Origin of the sequence: Pseudomonas sp. B33.4, assembly GCF_034555375.1 — a bacterium.
Taxonomy (GTDB): Bacteria; Pseudomonadota; Gammaproteobacteria; order Pseudomonadales; family Pseudomonadaceae; genus Aquipseudomonas.
Genome location: NZ_CP140706.1, coordinates 6,099,396 through 6,114,427 on the forward strand (window position 1 = coordinate 6,099,396; position 15,032 = coordinate 6,114,427).

The following is a 15,032-nucleotide window of genomic DNA, read 5'->3' on the forward strand; positions in this document are numbered from 1 at the left end:
GCCTGCCGGAGCGGCGGCGGCTATTCAAGTGATTGCAGATCGGGGGTTGAGGCCCGGTCTGGTGATTCGATAAAGCAAAATCCTGAGAACTGCACAGATCCCCTGTGGGAGCGAGCTTGCTCGCGAAAGCAATCTTGCAGTCGCTGATGCAGTGCCTGTCAGACCGCTTTCGCGAGCAGGCTCGCTCCCACATTAGAACTGTGGTGTGTCAATTACTGCGCTTTGCAGCCGCGGCCGATCAGGTCATTGGTGGCGACCCAGTACACCAGGCCTTCCTCTCCCTTGACGTGAAATGCCAGCATGCCGTCGCTGTACAGCGTGCCCGAGGCGCCCGGCTCTTCTTTCAGGCGATAGACCTGATCACCGCCACCCAGTCGAACGTCGACTTCCTTCTGACCGGCATCGGCGTAACGCCACAGCACCTTGGCCTGGCTGTCGCAGGTCCAGTTGGTCCAGTTGTCCGCCGGGGCAGACGACTGAAACAGGTTCAACTGCGCGCAACCGCCCAACAATGCCAACGCCGCAATGGCGATCAAGCCTTTCATCCGTGTTCCTCGACTGACGGCGCATGCCGCCAGCCCTGAGTTAAAGAGTCAGACCCGTCAAGGACAACCATGTTCCTTGGCCGGGGTTTGCGTCTCGTATTTGTCCAGGCCGTCCGGCCCCGAGCGCTTGTTCAGCACCGGGTTGGTTTCGGCCTGCCAGTCGGCCTGATAGCAGCCCTTCTGCGACTCGCTCGGCGCCGGCGTGGCTTCGGCCTTCGGGTTACTCCCGCAGGCCGCCAGCGTACCGGTCAGCAACAACAGCGCTAACGACTTGACCATGTAAACACTCCTTTGCCTGGCCAAACGGGCGGCCTCAGGCCTTGGCCCGGCTTTCCAGGACTTCTACGGCTGGCAGCACTTTGCCCTCGACGAATTCGAGGAACGCGCCACCGCCGGTGGAAATGTAGGAGATTTGCTCAGCCACGCCATATTTATCGATCGCAGCCAGGGTGTCGCCACCGCCAGCGATGGAGAACGCCGAGCTTTCAGCGATGGCCTGGGCCAGCACTTTGGTGCCGTTGCCGAACTGGTCGAATTCAAACACGCCGACCGGACCGTTCCACAGAATGGTTTTCGACGATTTCAGCAGTTCAGCGAAGTTGGCCGCGGTTTGCGGGCCAATATCGAGAATCATGTCGTCAGCCGCGACGTCAGCGATCAGCTTGACGGTGGCCTCAGCGGTTTCGGCGAACTCTTTGGCGACTACTACGTCCACCGGCAATGGCACGCTGACTTTCGCAGCGATGGCACGTGCGGTGTCGAGCAGATCCGGTTCGTACAGCGACTTGCCAACCGGGTGACCGGCTGCCGCGAGGAAAGTGTTGGCGATGCCGCCGCCGACGATCAGTTGATCGCAGATCTGGCTCAGGCTGTTCAGTACGTCGAGCTTGGTCGACACCTTGGAGCCGGCAACGATGGCTGCCATTGGCTGAGCCGGGGCGCCCAGCGCTTTCCCCAGCGCGTCCAGCTCAGCGGCCAGCAACGGGCCAGCAGCGGCGACTTTGGCGAACTTGGCCACGCCATGGGTCGAACCTTCGGCGCGGTGAGCGGTGCCGAATGCGTCCATGACGAACACGTCACACAGGGCGGCGTATTGCTGGGCCAGTTCGTCGGCGTTCTTTTTCTCGCCTTTGTTGAAGCGCACGTTTTCGAACAGCACGATGTCGCCGGCCTTGACGTCAACGCCGCCGAGATAATCAGCCACCAGCGGCACTTCGCGGCCCAAGGCCTTGCTCAGGTAGTCGGCGACAGGCTTGAGGCTGTTCTCGGCAGAGAACTCGCCTTCGGTCGGACGGCCAAGGTGCGAGCAGACCATCACGGCCGCGCCTTTTTCCAGGGCCAGCTTGATGGTCGGCAGCGAAGCCAGGATACGCGCGTCGCTGGTGACAACACCGTCCTTGACTGGGACGTTGAGGTCTTCGCGGATCAATACGCGCTTACCTTGCAGATCGAGGTCGGACATCTTCAACACGGTCATGGGTCGCACTTCCTACGGTTTTTTTGAAGTTGCTGTTTGCAGATAGTGTTCTGCAACGTCCAGCATTCGGTTGGCAAAACCCCATTCGTTGTCGAACCAGGCCAGGATGTTCACCAGCTTGGGGCCGGAAACACGGGTCTGACTGGCATCGACGATGGCCGAATGTGGGTCATGGTTGAAATCACAACTGGCGTGCGGCAGCTCGGTGTAGGCGAGCAGGCCTTTGAGCGGACCGCTGGTGGCGGCCTCGCGCAGGATCCGGTTGACCTCATTGGCGTCGGTCGCGGTGGCGGTCTGCATCGTGATGTCGAGGCAGGACACGTTGACCGTCGGCACGCGTACGGCTTTGGCCTGAATTCGCCCGGCAAGTTCCGGCAGCAGGCGCTCGATGCCACGCGCCAGACCGGTGGACACCGGGATCACCGACTGGAACGCCGAACGCGTGCGGCGCAGGTCTTCGTGGTGATAGGCGTCGATCACTGGCTGATCGTTCATCGCCGAGTGAATCGTGGTGATCGACACGTAATCGAGACCGATCGCCTTATCGAGCAAACGCAACAACGGCACGCCGCAGTTGGTGGTGCAGGAGGCGTTGGACACCAGCAATTCGTTGCCGGTCAGGCAATCCTGATTGACGCCATAAACGATGGTGGCGTCGACATCCGCCTCGCTGGCCATCGGCTGCGAGAACAACACCCGTGGCGCACCGGCGTCGAGAAAGCGCTGGCCGTCTTCACGGGTGTTGTAGGCACCGGAACACTCAAGCACCAGATCGACGCCCAGCGACGCCCAATCGATGCCTTCGGGAGTGCCACTGCGCAAAACCTTCACGCAGTCGCCATTAATATGCAGACAATCGCCCTCTACTCGCACTTCGCCGGGAAAACGGCCGTGGGTGGAGTCGAAGCGTGTCAGGTATTCGATGCTGGCCATGTCCGCCAGATCGTTGATCGCGACAATTTCAAACCCGGCTTTCTCGCCTCGCTCAAACAACGCACGCAAGACGCAACGACCAATCCGGCCGTAGCCGTTGAGTGCAACTTTGTAGGGACGCGGTTGAGGCATGGGGTTCTCGATTACCGTGGTGAATCAGGCAGTGCGATGTTGCCCGAACCAACGCTTTCGCGAGCAGGCTCGCTCCTACAGGGAAATGCATTCCAAAGTGGGAGCGAGCCTGCTCGCGAAGACGTCAGCTCAGGCGACATCTTTTCCGGATCAGTCTTCCAGCAGTTCTTCAGCCTGACCCAGGATGTTTTCCAGGGTGAAGCCGAACTCTTCGAACAGTGCCGAAGCCGGAGCCGATTCGCCGTAAGTGGTCATGCCGATCACGCGACCTTCCAGACCCACATACTTGAACCAGAAGTCGGCGTGCGCCGCTTCGATCGCGATACGGGCGCTGACCTGCAGCGGCAGCACGGCTTGCTTGTAGCCCGCGTCCTGAGCATCGAACACGCTGGTGCACGGCATGGAAACCACGCGCACTTTACGGCCCTGCTCGGTCAGCTTGTCGTACGCCTGAACCGCCAGACCCACTTCCGAACCGGTCGAAATCAGGATCAGCTCAGGCTCGCCTGCGCAGTCCTTCAGCACGTAACCGCCACGGCTGATGTCGGCAATCTGGCCGGCATCACGTTCCTGGTGTTGCAGGTTCTGACGCGAGAAGATCAGTGCCGAAGGGCCGTCCTTACGCTCCAGAGCGTTTTTCCAGGCCACGGCCGATTCAACGGCATCGGCTGGACGCCAGGTGTCGAGGTTCGGTGTGGTACGCAGGCTGGTCAGTTGCTCGATCGGCTGGTGCGTCGGGCCGTCTTCGCCCAGACCGATGGAGTCGTGGGTGTAGACGTGGATCACTTGCTTCTTCATCAGCGCCGACATGCGCACGGCGTTGCGGGCGTATTCCATGAACATCAGGAAGGTCGCGCCGTAAGGCACCAGGCCGCCGTGCAGGGTGACGCCGTTCATGATTGCGGTCATGCCGAATTCGCGCACGCCGTAATACATGTAGTTGCCGCTGGCATCTTCAGCGCTGACGCCTTTGCAACCTTTCCACAGGGTCAGGTTGGAACCGGCCAGGTCAGCGGAGCCGCCGAGCAGTTCCGGCAGCAACGGGCCGAACGCGTTCAGGGTGTTCTGGCTGGCTTTACGGCTGGCGATGGTTTCGCCTTTGGCCGCGACTTCAGCGATGTAAGCCGAAGCTTTTTCGGAGAAGTCGGCCGGCAGTTCGCCGCTCAGGCGACGCACCAGTTCGTTGGCTTCGGTCGGGAACGCAGCGGAGTAAGCAGCGAAACGCTGATCCCACTCGGCTTCGGCCGCGCGACCTTTTTCCTTGGCATCCCACTCGGCATAGATGTCAGCCGGGATTTCGAACGGACCGTGGTTCCAGTTCAGCGCCTGACGGGTCAGGGCGATTTCCGCGTCACCCAGTGGGGCGCCGTGGCAGTCTTCTTTGCCCTGTTTGTTCGGCGAGCCGAAACCGATGGTGGTCTTGCAGCAGATCAGGGTCGGCAGCGGGCTCTTGCGCGCGGTTTCGATAGCGGTCTTGATCTCTTCCGGGTCGTGACCGTCAACGTTGCGGATCACTTGCCAGTTGTAGGCTTCGAAACGCTTCGGGGTGTCATCGGTGAACCAGCCTTCGACTTCGCCGTCGATGGAGATGCCGTTGTCATCGTAGAACGCAATCAGCTTGCCCAGACCCAGCGTACCGGCCAGCGAAGCGACTTCGTGGGAAATGCCTTCCATCATGCAGCCATCACCCAGGAACACGTAGGTGTGGTGGTCGACGATGTTGTGGTTCGGACGGTTGAACTGCGCCGCCAGGACTTTTTCAGCCAGGGCGAAACCGACGGCGTTGGCCAGACCCTGACCCAGCGGGCCGGTGGTGGTTTCAACGCCCGGGGTGTAACCGAATTCCGGGTGGCCCGGGGTGCGGCTGTGCAGTTGACGGAACTGCTTGAGGTCTTCGATCGACAGGTCATAACCGGTCAGGTGCAGCAGCGAGTAGATCAACATCGAGCCGTGGCCGTTGGACAGCACGAAGCGGTCACGGTCGGCGAACGATGGATTGCTCGGGTTGTGCTTGAGGTAGTCGCGCCAAAGCACTTCGGCAATATCTGCCATACCCATTGGGGCACCGGGATGGCCGCTGTTGGCTTTTTGCACGGCATCCATGCTGAGGGCACGAATGGCGTTGGCACGCTCACGACGGCTAGGCATCGCTGATCTCCTGGGTGTGAATAGATTGAAACGGAAAAAAGGAGGGCATTTTCCCTCACCGGAGCGCCTCGGGGCAATGACAGATAGTCATCGGGGGGCGTTTTTCCAATGGATAGCGGCGCTTTCTGTTGGTGAAACCTTTCCGCTACTCGTTTGTAGAGTTGACCGTCTCGTGAGAAGTGCCATTTATCGAGCAATATCAAAACTTTTTGATATTGGCCTTGCGATGAATTCCCCCCGTCTCTAGACTGCGGCCCTATGAATTTACGCGTGCCTTCCATTCGCCATGACGATTGCGACGAGCTGGCGGCCCTGTGCAAGGCCGGCGGTGATCCGTTGCGGCTGAATGTCTTGCGCGCGCTGGCCAACGACTCGTTCGGCGTATTGGAGCTGGCGCAGATTTTCGGCATTGGCCAGTCCGGCATGAGTCATCACCTGAAGGTACTGGCTCAAGCCGACCTGGTGGCGACCCGCCGTGAAGGCAACGCGATTTTCTATCGCCGCGCCCTGCCCCACACCGAACTGCTCGGCGGCAAGCTGCACGCGGCATTGTTAGAAGAAGTCGACAACCTGGCACTGCCTGACGACGTGCAAGCGCGCATCGAGCAGGTTCACGGCCAACGTGCCGCCGCCAGCCAGGACTTTTTCGCCCGGGTGGCGGAGAAATTCCGTGCCCAGCAAGACTTGATCGCAGGCCTGCCGCAGTACCGCGAGAGCGTGCTGGCCCTGCTCGACAAACTGAACTTCAATGGTGCAGCCACGGCCATTGAAGTCGGCCCCGGCGATGGTGCTTTTCTGCCGGAACTGGCGCGGCGCTTCGGCACCGTCACCGCGCTGGACAACAGCCCGGCGATGCTCGAACTGGCGCGTCAGGTATGTGAACGTGAACAGCTGGCTAACGTCAGCCTGCAATTGGCCGATGCATTGAACGGCACAAGCCTCAAGGCTGATTGCGTAGTGTTGAACATGGTGTTGCACCATTTCGCCGCGCCGGCCGATGCGCTCAAGCACATGGCCGACCTGCTGCAACCGGGCGGTAGTCTGCTCGTGACAGAGTTATGTAGCCACAACCAGAGTTGGGCCAGGGAGGCCTGCGGTGATCTGTGGTTGGGGTTTGAACAGGACGATTTGGCCCGTTGGGCCACCGCTGCGGGACTCGTTCCCGGGGACAGCCTCTATGTAGGCTTACGTAATGGTTTCCAGATCCAGGTCCGCCACTTTCAGCGACCGGCTGGCGACACTCACCATCGGTAAATTCAGGAAAACATCGAGATGAGCGAATACTCCCTCTTCACCTCCGAGTCCGTGTCCGAAGGACATCCGGACAAAATCGCCGACCAGATTTCCGATGCGGTGCTGGACGCCATCATTACCCAGGACAAACACGCACGCGTTGCCGTGGAAACTCTGGTCAAGACCGGCGTGGCTATCGTTGCCGGTGAAGTCACCACCAGCGCCTGGGTCGATCTGGAAGAGATCGTGCGTAACGTGATTCTCGACATCGGCTATAACAGCTCCGACGTCGGCTTCGACGGCGCGACCTGCGGCGTGATGAACATCATCGGCAAGCAGTCCCCGGACATCAATCAGGGTGTTGACCGTGCCAAGCCTGAAGATCAGGGCGCTGGCGACCAGGGCCTGATGTTCGGCTACGCCAGCAACGAAACCGACGTTTTGATGCCAGCCCCGATTACATTCTCGCACCAGCTGGTACAGCGCCAGGCCGAAGCCCGTAAATCGGGTCTGCTGCCTTGGCTGCGTCCGGACGCCAAGTCGCAAGTGACTTGCCGTTACGAAGGCGGCAAGGTTGTCGGTATCGACGCTGTGGTTCTGTCGACTCAGCACAACCCTGAAGTGTCGTACAAAGACCTGCGCGAAGGCGTGATGGAGCTGATCGTCAAGCACGTGCTGCCTGCCGAACTGCTGAGCAAAGACACCCAGTTCCACATCAACCCGACCGGCCAGTTCATCATTGGCGGCCCGGTAGGTGACTGCGGTCTGACTGGTCGCAAGATCATCGTCGACAGCTACGGCGGCATGGCCCGTCACGGCGGCGGTGCGTTCTCCGGCAAGGATCCATCGAAGGTTGACCGTTCGGCTGCCTACGCTGGCCGTTACGTTGCCAAGAACATCGTCGCAGCCGGCCTGGCCGAGCGTTGCGAGATTCAGGTGTCCTACGCGATCGGTGTAGCTCAGCCTACGTCGATCTCGCTGAACACCTTCGGCACCGGCAAGATCAGCGATGACAAGATCGTCAAACTGGTACGTGAAGTGTTCGACCTGCGTCCATACGCAATCACCACCATGCTCGATCTGCTGCACCCGATGTACCAGGAAACTGCAGCGTACGGCCACTTCGGTCGCACGCCAGAGACCAAGACCGTTGGCGAAGACACCTTCACCACGTTCACCTGGGAAAAAACCGACCGCGCCGACGCCCTGCGTTCTGCTGCTGGCCTGTAAGACTTCCCCCGGCGGTACAAAAAGCCCCGCACGGTTCGCGCCGTGCGGGGCTTTTTCATGCCAGCATCAAAGAGTTCAACTCAGAACGTTCAGGTCGATGCACATTCAACAAACCACTCAGTCAGTCCCCTCTCCCTCAGGGAGAGGGTTAGGGTGAGGGGCTTTTTTACTGCACAGAAACAAGCCGTAAAACACCCATCCGGCGAAGTAAATATCTTCGCCTAACCTTCAAGCATTCCCCTTGAGCAAGGACGCTCACGATGCTTGCCACGCTGCGCCTGCTGTCTGTTTTCCTCGTCGCCTGTACGACCCTCAATGCCTACGCCGATTGCCCGCAACGGCCAGCCACTCAAGCAAAAAGCGAAATCGCCACCCTGCAAAAACAGATAGACCAATGGGACGACGCCTATCACCGCGAAGGCCGCTCACTGATTGCCGACGAACTCTACGACCAATCCCTTGCGCAACTGAACGAATGGCGAGCGTGTTTCAAATTGCCCTCGCCACCCGATCCTTTGCGCACAGTTTCAGGCTCAAACGCGCACCCCATCGCCCATACCGGCCTGGATAAAATCCACAAAGATGAGGCCATGGGGGCCTGGCTACGTGATCGCAAGGACGTCTGGATACAACCCAAAGTCGACGGCGTCGCAGTGACGCTGATTTATCGCGCGGGCGTTTTGCAACAGGTCATCAGTCGCGGTGACGGGGTTCGTGGGCAAGACTGGACGCCATCAGCGCAGAAGATCGGCGCCATTCCTCAACGCCTGACACAACCGCTGGATATGCTGGTGCAGGGCGAACTCTACTGGCGCTTGAATGAGCACGTGCAAGCTCGATCCGGCAGCGTTAACGCTCGCTCCACCGTCGCAGGACTGATGGGACGCAAAACCCTGGATGCCGCGCAAGCCTGCGGTATCGGACTGTTTGTCTGGGACTGGCCACAAGGCCCAGCGCAATTGCCCGAACGAGTCGGCACGTTGGCGACGCTGGGTTTCGCCACGATTGAACCGTACAGCCATCCTGTCGCCGACTTTGCTGCCGCACAGAAATGGCGCGATCACTGGTATCGCTCACCCCTGCCCTTTGCCACTGACGGCGTGGTATTGCGCCAGAGCCAACGACTACCCGCCGAGCGCTGGCAGGCTCGCGCTCCGTATTGGGCAGTTGCGTGGAAGTATCCTTTTGCTCAAGCGCTGGCCGAAGTGCGCAAGGTCACCTTCAAGATCGGGCGCACCGGGCGTATCACGCCAGTACTCGAACTCAAACCCGTCATGCTCGATGACCGGGAAATCAAACGGGTCAGCGCCAGTTCCTTCAAACGCTGGCAAGACCTGGATATCCGCCCCGGTGACCAAGTGGCAATCAGCCTCGCCGGCCTGACCATTCCACGGCTCGACAGCGTGGTGCTGCGCGCCGCCGAACGCACAAACCTCAACATCCCCAACGCCGACCACTTTCACAGCTTGAGCTGCTGGCAACCCACCCCCGGCTGCGAAAACCAGTTTCTCGCGCGCCTGACCTGGCTCAGTGGCAAACAAGGACTGGCAATGCAACATGTCGGTCGCGGAACCTGGGAGAAACTTCTCGAAACACGCCGTGTGAACAACCTGCTGGATTGGTTGACCCTCGACGCGCCAGAGCTTGCTAACATTGCCGGCTTCGGCGAGCGCAGCAGCGAACGCCTGATGCACAGTTTTCACAGCGCCCGCCAACGGCCCTTCGCCCAGTGGCTCAAAGCCTTGGGCTTACCGCCAAGCGGTCAGGCACACCTGCCTGACTCGTGGCAGGCGCTGGCACAACGCGACACCGAACAATGGCAGGCCGAAGCCGGTATCGGCCCGGGACGCGCAGCGCAATTGAGCGCATTCTTTCGCGACCCGCAGGTACTGGCCTTGAGCGAAACCTTACGTGCCGCCGGAATCGACGGTTTCTGACTACGCAATCCCGGTGCGCCGGGAACCCATCGGTAGCCCAAGCGCTCCAACAGCGCAGTGCCTGACCGACCCGATTGCCTTTGCACATGGAGCTTTTATGAAATTTCTTGCACCGCTCGCCATGCTGACCCTTTGCGGCGTGATGGCCGCCCCCGTAATGGCCGACGAAGATGCTCCGGGCCTGACCGGCTGCGCTGCGAAAAAGCAGGGCATCATGAACCAGATCGAACAGGCCAAGTCGCGCGGCAATGCCGACCAGCAGGCGGGTCTGGAAACGGCTCTGAGTGAAGTGACTGAGCACTGCACCGACGCCGGCCTGAAGAAAGAACGCGAAAACAAGGTGCTTGAAGCCAAGCACGAAGTGAGCAAGCGTCAGGCTGATCTCGACAAGGCGATGAAAAAAGGCGACCCGGAGAAGATCAACAAGCGCAAAGACAAACTCGCCGAGTCGCGTAAGGAATTGCAGGACGCGCTGGACGAAATCGATAAGTAAAAATCAAAAGATCGCAGCCTGCGGCAGCTTCTAACCTGATCAATGCAGGAGCTGCCGCAGGCTGCGATCTTTTAAACATCAATGATCGCGAAACTGTTTATGGCAAGCGCTGCAGGCATCTTCCACTTTCTGCACTGCCGGCCCGAGATTGCTGGCCTTGTAAGGCTGAACCTGACTGGCGATCACCAATTCACCGGTGGCCGCTTCAAGGTTGCGGGCCATTTCCTGAAAACGGGCCTGCTGCTTCCAGACATCGTCCTTGGCGCTAGTGTGATCTTCCTCGCGAACTTGCGGGAAATGCTTCCACGGTTCATGGGACAACGCATCGAGCTTGACCGCGCCTTCGGCGAACTTCGGCCCGTCGAACGGAATGCGCCCACGCAACATGCCGCCCAGGTCTTCGCCGGTTTTGAGCATTTGCTTGAAGATCGCTTTGCGTTGGCCCAGCGGAGAATTCGGATCGACACCGCCACAGGCGGACAAGGTCAGACAGGCCAGCAATACAACAGAAATGCGTTTAAGAGTCATGGTGGCCTCAGGTCACGGAATTCGGCGGCCAGTATCCTCGCGTCACCACCAAACACCAATAGCCCTATTAAAAATACGGGTTGTTCGAGCGCATGGAGCAATCGGGCGACCGACACAGGAACTACTCCATGAACAGCCGTCTCAAGGCCTGGCGACACCCGCTGCTCGTCACGCTTCCACTGCTGGCGATCCTCGCCGGCTGCACCGGTGGCGATACTGCCAAGCCAAAAACCCACGCGCTGGCCACTTATTCCAGCGCCACATGGGAAGCCCTGCCGACAGTGTCCGACAGCGATCTGGTCGCTGGCTTCGGTTCGTGGCGCAGCGCATGCACCCGGCTCAAGGCTGATGCAGTCTGGGGCAACACCTGCGCCGCTGCAGCCAACGTGCCGCAAAGTGCTGACGAGATTCGCGCCTTCCTCAAACAAAATCTCGACGTCTACGGCCTGCGCGCTGAAAACGACAACCCCAACGGCTTGATCACCGGTTACTACGAACCGGTCTACCCCGGCAGTTTGACGCCGACCGACACGGCCAATGTGCCCGTGTATGGCGTGCCGGAAGACATGATCATCGTCTCGCTGGACAGCATTTATCCCGAACTCAAAGGCAAACGCCTGCGCGGTCGCCTTGAAGGTCGGGTACTCAAACCGTACGACGATGCCGCAACTATCGAATCGAAGGGAGTTAAAGCCCCAGTGGTGGCTTATCTGACCGACCCGATGAACCTGCAATTCCTGCAGATCCAGGGTTCCGGGCGGATTCAGACCGAGGACGGCAAACAGCTGCGCATCGCCTACGCCGATCAGAACGGGCACCCGTATCGCCCGATCGGCCGCTGGCTGGTCGAGCAGGGTGAGCTGAAGAAAGAAGACGTGACCATGAACGCGATCAGCAATTGGGCCAAGGCCAATCCGTCGCGCATCCCCGAACTGCTCGGCAGTAACCCGAGCTACGTGTTCTTCACCCGCAACCCGGACAGCAACGAAGGCCCGCGCGGCTCGTTGAATGTGCCGCTAACTGCCGGCTACAGCGCGGCGGTGGATCGCAAAGTGATTCCGTTGGGCAGTCTGTTGTGGCTATCAACCACTAAACCGGATGGCACTGCACTGGTGCGCCCGGTGGCGGCGCAGGATACCGGCGGCGCGATTGCCGGCGAGGTTCGCGCGGATCTGTTCTGGGGCACCGGTGAAGCGGCCGGGCAACTGGCCGGAGACATGAAACAGCAAGGGCAGATCTGGATGCTTTGGCCAAAAGGCGCGGCGTTGCCGCAAGTGCCGCAGGTGGCGGATACAGAGAAGAAGTAAGCCTTGGAATCTGCTGAGGTAATCAGATAGCTATCGCGAGCAGGCTCACTCCTACAGGAGAACGCATTCCAAAATGTAGGAGTGAGCCTGCTCGCGATGAGGCCATCAGCAACACCAGTAAAATAATCAGACCGACACAAAGAAGAACGAAGCAATCAGCCCCATCCCGACAAACCACACCAGCGACCGCAAGATCGCCCAGTCCGCCAGGTAGCAAATGATGTAAAGCAGGCGACTGGTAATAAACATCACCGCCAGCACATTGACCGTCACCAACTGCGCGGTTCCCACCAGGTGCGCGACGATCACCGCCGCTGCAAACGCCGGCATCACCTCAAAGCTGTTCAGCTGCGCCGCGTGCGCCCGACGGGCCACACCGTTGAGACTTTCAAGAAAGTCGCGCGGATCGTGGTTGTCACTCAACCGGTAGCCGCCCACGGTTTTCGCCACGCCAGTGCAGACATACGGCAGAAAAATCGCAATCAACACACACCACAGAGCCACCGTCATAACGCCGTCCTTTTTTCGGGTTTTAGAATTCGCGAGCGGTCAGAACTTCATCACCAGCATGCCGATCAGCACCAACCCACAGGCTAAGAGCCGCGGTCGGCCGAAAGGTTCTTTCAAGTAGCGCATACCGAACAGCACCACCAGAATCACGCTGATTTCGCGCAACGCTGCCGCTTCGGCAATCGAGCCCAACTGCATCGCCCATAGCACCAGAGCATAGCTGAACAACACACAAAACCCGACGGCCAACCCCAGCTTCCATTGCTCACGCCAGAACTGCATGAACGCCGGACGCTTGGCGACCCATGCCAGCAACGGGAACGGCCAGGCACTGAGCAGCGTGACCCAGACCAGATAATCGAGCGGATGCGACCAGCGCCTCAGCGCCTGGCCATCGATGTAGGTGTAGCAGCCGATGCACAGGCCGATGAGCGCCACCACTGGCAGCATCGACCAAGGCAAGTGTTTGCCACCGCCACCCTGCCAAAGCAGACAGGCCATGCCGAACGGAATCAGCATGATCCCGAAGATCTGCTGCGTGGTGAGTACTTCACCGGCGAAGATCAAAGTCAGTGCGAGCACCACTAACGGCGACAATCCGCGCATCAGTGGATACACCAGGCCCAGATCGCCGACCCGATATGCCTGAATCAACAGATAGCGATAGAGCAGTTCAAACGCAGCTGAAGCCAAAATCCACGGCCAGATTTCCACCGGCGGCAGATTCACGAACGGCAATGCGATAGCGACAACCAGCAATGCCACAGTGTCCATGCACGCGACCACCAACAATCGTTCGGCACTGAACTTGATCAACGTATTCCACGCCGCATGCAACAGCGCCGCCACCAATACCAACCCCGTCGCCAGCACGTCTCACCCCTTGTTTTTATAGTCCCCATGTAGGAGCTGCCGCAGGCGGCAATCTTTTGATTTTGATTTTTAACAGCGACATCAAAAGATCGCAGCCTGCGGCAGCTCCTACAGTGAAAATCCGAATAGTCAGATTATTGATTCGCGATGTGTCAGCAGCTGTTTATACTGCAAGCGACCACGCCGCACTCAGTTGCGCACAGAAAAATACCAATAATTCCTGCCTGCCCTGCTCTCCTCGGAGATCGGTTGTCGGCCTGCGTATGCCTGATCAAAGCGTCAAGACTACCGACAGAGACCTTGCGCATGCCACTCGCCTTGCTTGCCCTCGCTGTTGCCGCATTCGGCATCGGCACAACCGAATTCGTCATCATGGGCCTGCTGCCCGATGTTGCCCGCGACCTTGCCGTGAGCATTCCCGAGGCTGGTCTATTGATCACCGGCTACGCGCTGGGCGTGGTGTTCGGCGCGCCGATTCTGGCGATCGGCACCGCCAACATGCCACGCAAAGCGACACTGCTGGGCATGACGCTGATGTTCATCCTCGGCAACATTCTTTGCGCCCTCGCCCCCAACTACGCAACGCTGATGGCCGCGCGAGTGGTCACGGCGCTGTGCCATGGCGCGTTTTTCGGCATCGGTTCGGTGGTCGCCGCCGGGCTGGTGGCACCGAACAAACGAGCCCAGGCGATTGCGATGATGTTCACCGGCCTGACTTTGGCCAACGTCCTCGGCGTGCCGCTGGGCACTGCGCTGGGTCAGTATGCCGGCTGGCGTTCGACCTTTTGGGCGGTTTCGGTAATCGGTGTGATCGCAGCTCTGGCGCAGTGGTTGTGGCTGCCGAAACACATCCCGATGGACAAGGCCAACCTCGCCAGCGAATTCAAGGTACTGGGCAAGATCAACGTGTTGCTGGCGCTGGGCATGAGCGTGCTGGCTTCGACCAGCCTGTTCAGCGTGTTCACCTACATCGCGCCGATCCTGCAGGACATCACCGGCGTCAGTCCGCATGGCGTGACGGTGATGTTGCTGTTGTTCGGCGTCGGTCTGACCGGCGGCAGCATGCTCGGCGGACGCTTGGCCGATAGCCGTTTGTTGCCTTCGCTGGTGGGTGTTGCCCTGGCGGTGGTGGTGATTCTGGCGGCGTTCAGCCAGACCAGCCGTTCGGTGGTACCGGCAGCGATCACGCTGGTGCTGTGGGGGATTTTTGCTTTTGCGCTGTGCCCGATCCTGCAACTTTTGATTATCGATCAGGCCCATGAAGCACCGAATCTGGGGTCGACGCTGAACCAGAGCGCCTTCAATCTCGGTAACGCGGCCGGTGCGTGGATTGGTGGACTGGTGGTTGCCAGTGGCGCGGATCTGGCGGACTTGCCTTGGACTGGTGCGCTGGTCGGTGTGTTGACGGTGCTGACGGCGTTGTTTTTCATCTATCTGCAACGTCGCAGCGCTGCTGCGGTCAATGTGTCCGGCTAGCCCTCACCCTCTCCCAGTGGGAGAGGGAACTGACCGTGTTGAATGTTCGAGTTACATCGACCTGAAATTTCAGAGCCGAACTCAGGCCCTGAAAGACTTGAAGATCTGCTCCCTTTCCCCCTCTCCCCAAGGGAGAGGGCTGGGGTGAGGGGGCTCTTGATCTCATCACAGCATCAACTGTGTCCCGATCCTGACTCAACCCATCCAACC

Annotated in this window: 14 protein-coding genes; 6 read left to right on the forward strand and 8 right to left on the reverse strand. The window is 59.7% G+C overall.

Going from position 1 to position 15,032, the window contains the following annotated elements:
* Positions 1-212 precede the first annotated feature (212 nt).
* From U6037_RS27035 to tkt, 5 genes are all read right to left on the reverse strand, one after another.
* Positions 213-545, reverse strand: a complete 333-nt coding sequence (locus U6037_RS27035) for an MliC family protein (RefSeq protein ID WP_322845102.1) — start codon at positions 543-545, stop codon at positions 213-215.
* A gap of 57 nt (positions 546-602) precedes the next feature.
* The gene (locus U6037_RS27040) at positions 603-824 is read right to left on the reverse strand and encodes a hypothetical protein (RefSeq protein ID WP_007913756.1); all 222 of its coding nucleotides are present in this window, start codon (positions 822-824) and stop codon (positions 603-605) included.
* Positions 825-858: 34 nt separating this feature from the next.
* Entirely contained in the window at positions 859-2,022 is a 1,164-nt protein-coding gene (locus tag U6037_RS27045) for a phosphoglycerate kinase (protein WP_007913753.1), read from the reverse strand.
* A 12-nt stretch (positions 2,023-2,034) separates the two neighbouring features.
* The gene (gene epd / locus U6037_RS27050; RefSeq protein ID WP_322845103.1) at positions 2,035-3,087 is read right to left on the reverse strand and encodes an erythrose-4-phosphate dehydrogenase; all 1,053 of its coding nucleotides are present in this window, start codon (positions 3,085-3,087) and stop codon (positions 2,035-2,037) included.
* A 150-nt stretch (positions 3,088-3,237) separates the two neighbouring features.
* Positions 3,238-5,235 (reverse strand): transketolase, encoded by a 1,998-nt coding sequence (tkt, locus tag U6037_RS27055; RefSeq protein WP_016987233.1) that lies wholly within the window; start codon positions 5,233-5,235, stop codon positions 3,238-3,240.
* A 258-nt stretch (positions 5,236-5,493) separates the two neighbouring features.
* Here tkt and U6037_RS27060 point away from each other — a divergent pair, with 258 nt between their 5' ends.
* The 4 genes from U6037_RS27060 to U6037_RS27075 all read left to right on the forward strand — a co-directional run bounded on the left by U6037_RS27060 (position 5,494) and on the right by U6037_RS27075 (position 10,128).
* Entirely contained in the window at positions 5,494-6,489 is a 996-nt protein-coding gene (locus U6037_RS27060; RefSeq protein ID WP_322845104.1) for a metalloregulator ArsR/SmtB family transcription factor, read from the forward strand.
* 18 nt (positions 6,490-6,507) lie between these two features.
* Complete coding sequence (gene metK, locus U6037_RS27065; RefSeq protein ID WP_016987231.1) at positions 6,508-7,698, forward strand: methionine adenosyltransferase; 1,191 nt, start codon at positions 6,508-6,510, stop codon at positions 7,696-7,698.
* Positions 7,699-7,958: 260 nt separating this feature from the next.
* Positions 7,959-9,635 (forward strand): NAD-dependent DNA ligase LigB, encoded by a 1,677-nt coding sequence (ligB, locus tag U6037_RS27070; RefSeq protein ID WP_322845105.1) that lies wholly within the window; start codon positions 7,959-7,961, stop codon positions 9,633-9,635.
* A gap of 97 nt (positions 9,636-9,732) precedes the next feature.
* Positions 9,733-10,128 carry a DUF1090 domain-containing protein gene (locus U6037_RS27075; protein ID WP_322845106.1) on the forward strand — a complete coding sequence of 132 codons (396 nt, stop codon included), beginning with the start codon at positions 9,733-9,735 and terminating at the stop codon, positions 10,126-10,128.
* A gap of 78 nt (positions 10,129-10,206) precedes the next feature.
* Here U6037_RS27075 and U6037_RS27080 read toward each other — a convergent pair whose 3' ends face one another.
* Positions 10,207-10,656, reverse strand: coding sequence for a c-type cytochrome (locus U6037_RS27080; RefSeq protein WP_108225099.1), 450 nt, complete (start codon positions 10,654-10,656; stop codon positions 10,207-10,209).
* A gap of 128 nt (positions 10,657-10,784) precedes the next feature.
* Here U6037_RS27080 and U6037_RS27085 point away from each other — a divergent pair, with 128 nt between their 5' ends.
* Positions 10,785-11,963: a murein transglycosylase A gene (locus U6037_RS27085; protein ID WP_322845107.1), complete on the forward strand. Its 1,179-nt coding sequence runs from the start codon at positions 10,785-10,787 to the stop codon at positions 11,961-11,963.
* 126 nt (positions 11,964-12,089) lie between these two features.
* On the opposite strand, the gene U6037_RS27090 is transcribed toward U6037_RS27085, so the two are convergent.
* Both U6037_RS27090 and U6037_RS27095 read right to left on the reverse strand, forming a co-directional pair.
* On the reverse strand, positions 12,090-12,473 hold the full coding sequence (locus U6037_RS27090) for an MAPEG family protein (RefSeq protein WP_322845108.1): 384 nt from the start codon (positions 12,471-12,473) through the stop codon (positions 12,090-12,092).
* A 39-nt stretch (positions 12,474-12,512) separates the two neighbouring features.
* Positions 12,513-13,346: an EamA family transporter gene (locus U6037_RS27095; RefSeq protein WP_122596555.1), complete on the reverse strand. Its 834-nt coding sequence runs from the start codon at positions 13,344-13,346 to the stop codon at positions 12,513-12,515.
* A 306-nt stretch (positions 13,347-13,652) separates the two neighbouring features.
* Here U6037_RS27095 and U6037_RS27100 point away from each other — a divergent pair, with 306 nt between their 5' ends.
* Positions 13,653-14,822 (forward strand): MFS transporter, encoded by a 1,170-nt coding sequence (locus tag U6037_RS27100; RefSeq protein WP_322845109.1) that lies wholly within the window; start codon positions 13,653-13,655, stop codon positions 14,820-14,822.
* The last annotated feature ends 210 nt before the right edge of the window (positions 14,823-15,032 follow it).

Excerpts from the sequence above, each read along its gene's own strand:
- U6037_RS27100 (WP_322845109.1), top strand. The coding sequence starts at position 13,653 with ATGCCACTCGCCTTGCTTGCCCTCGCTGTTGCCGCATTCGGCATCGGC.
- ligB (WP_322845105.1), top strand. The coding sequence starts at position 7,959 with ATGCTTGCCACGCTGCGCCTGCTGTCTGTTTTCCTCGTCGCCTGTACG.
- U6037_RS27080 (WP_108225099.1), bottom strand. The coding sequence starts at position 10,656 with ATGACTCTTAAACGCATTTCTGTTGTATTGCTGGCCTGTCTGACCTTG.
- U6037_RS27090 (WP_322845108.1), bottom strand. The coding sequence starts at position 12,473 with ATGACGGTGGCTCTGTGGTGTGTGTTGATTGCGATTTTTCTGCCGTAT.
- U6037_RS27085 (WP_322845107.1), top strand. The coding sequence starts at position 10,785 with ATGAACAGCCGTCTCAAGGCCTGGCGACACCCGCTGCTCGTCACGCTT.
- U6037_RS27075 (WP_322845106.1), top strand. The coding sequence starts at position 9,733 with ATGAAATTTCTTGCACCGCTCGCCATGCTGACCCTTTGCGGCGTGATG.
- metK (WP_016987231.1), top strand. The coding sequence starts at position 6,508 with ATGAGCGAATACTCCCTCTTCACCTCCGAGTCCGTGTCCGAAGGACAT.
- U6037_RS27045 (WP_007913753.1), bottom strand. The coding sequence starts at position 2,022 with ATGACCGTGTTGAAGATGTCCGACCTCGATCTGCAAGGTAAGCGCGTA.
- U6037_RS27060 (WP_322845104.1), top strand. The coding sequence starts at position 5,494 with ATGAATTTACGCGTGCCTTCCATTCGCCATGACGATTGCGACGAGCTG.
- U6037_RS27040 (WP_007913756.1), bottom strand. The coding sequence starts at position 824 with ATGGTCAAGTCGTTAGCGCTGTTGTTGCTGACCGGTACGCTGGCGGCC.
- tkt (WP_016987233.1), bottom strand. The coding sequence starts at position 5,235 with ATGCCTAGCCGTCGTGAGCGTGCCAACGCCATTCGTGCCCTCAGCATG.
- U6037_RS27035 (WP_322845102.1), bottom strand. The coding sequence starts at position 545 with ATGAAAGGCTTGATCGCCATTGCGGCGTTGGCATTGTTGGGCGGTTGC.
- epd (WP_322845103.1), bottom strand. The coding sequence starts at position 3,087 with ATGCCTCAACCGCGTCCCTACAAAGTTGCACTCAACGGCTACGGCCGG.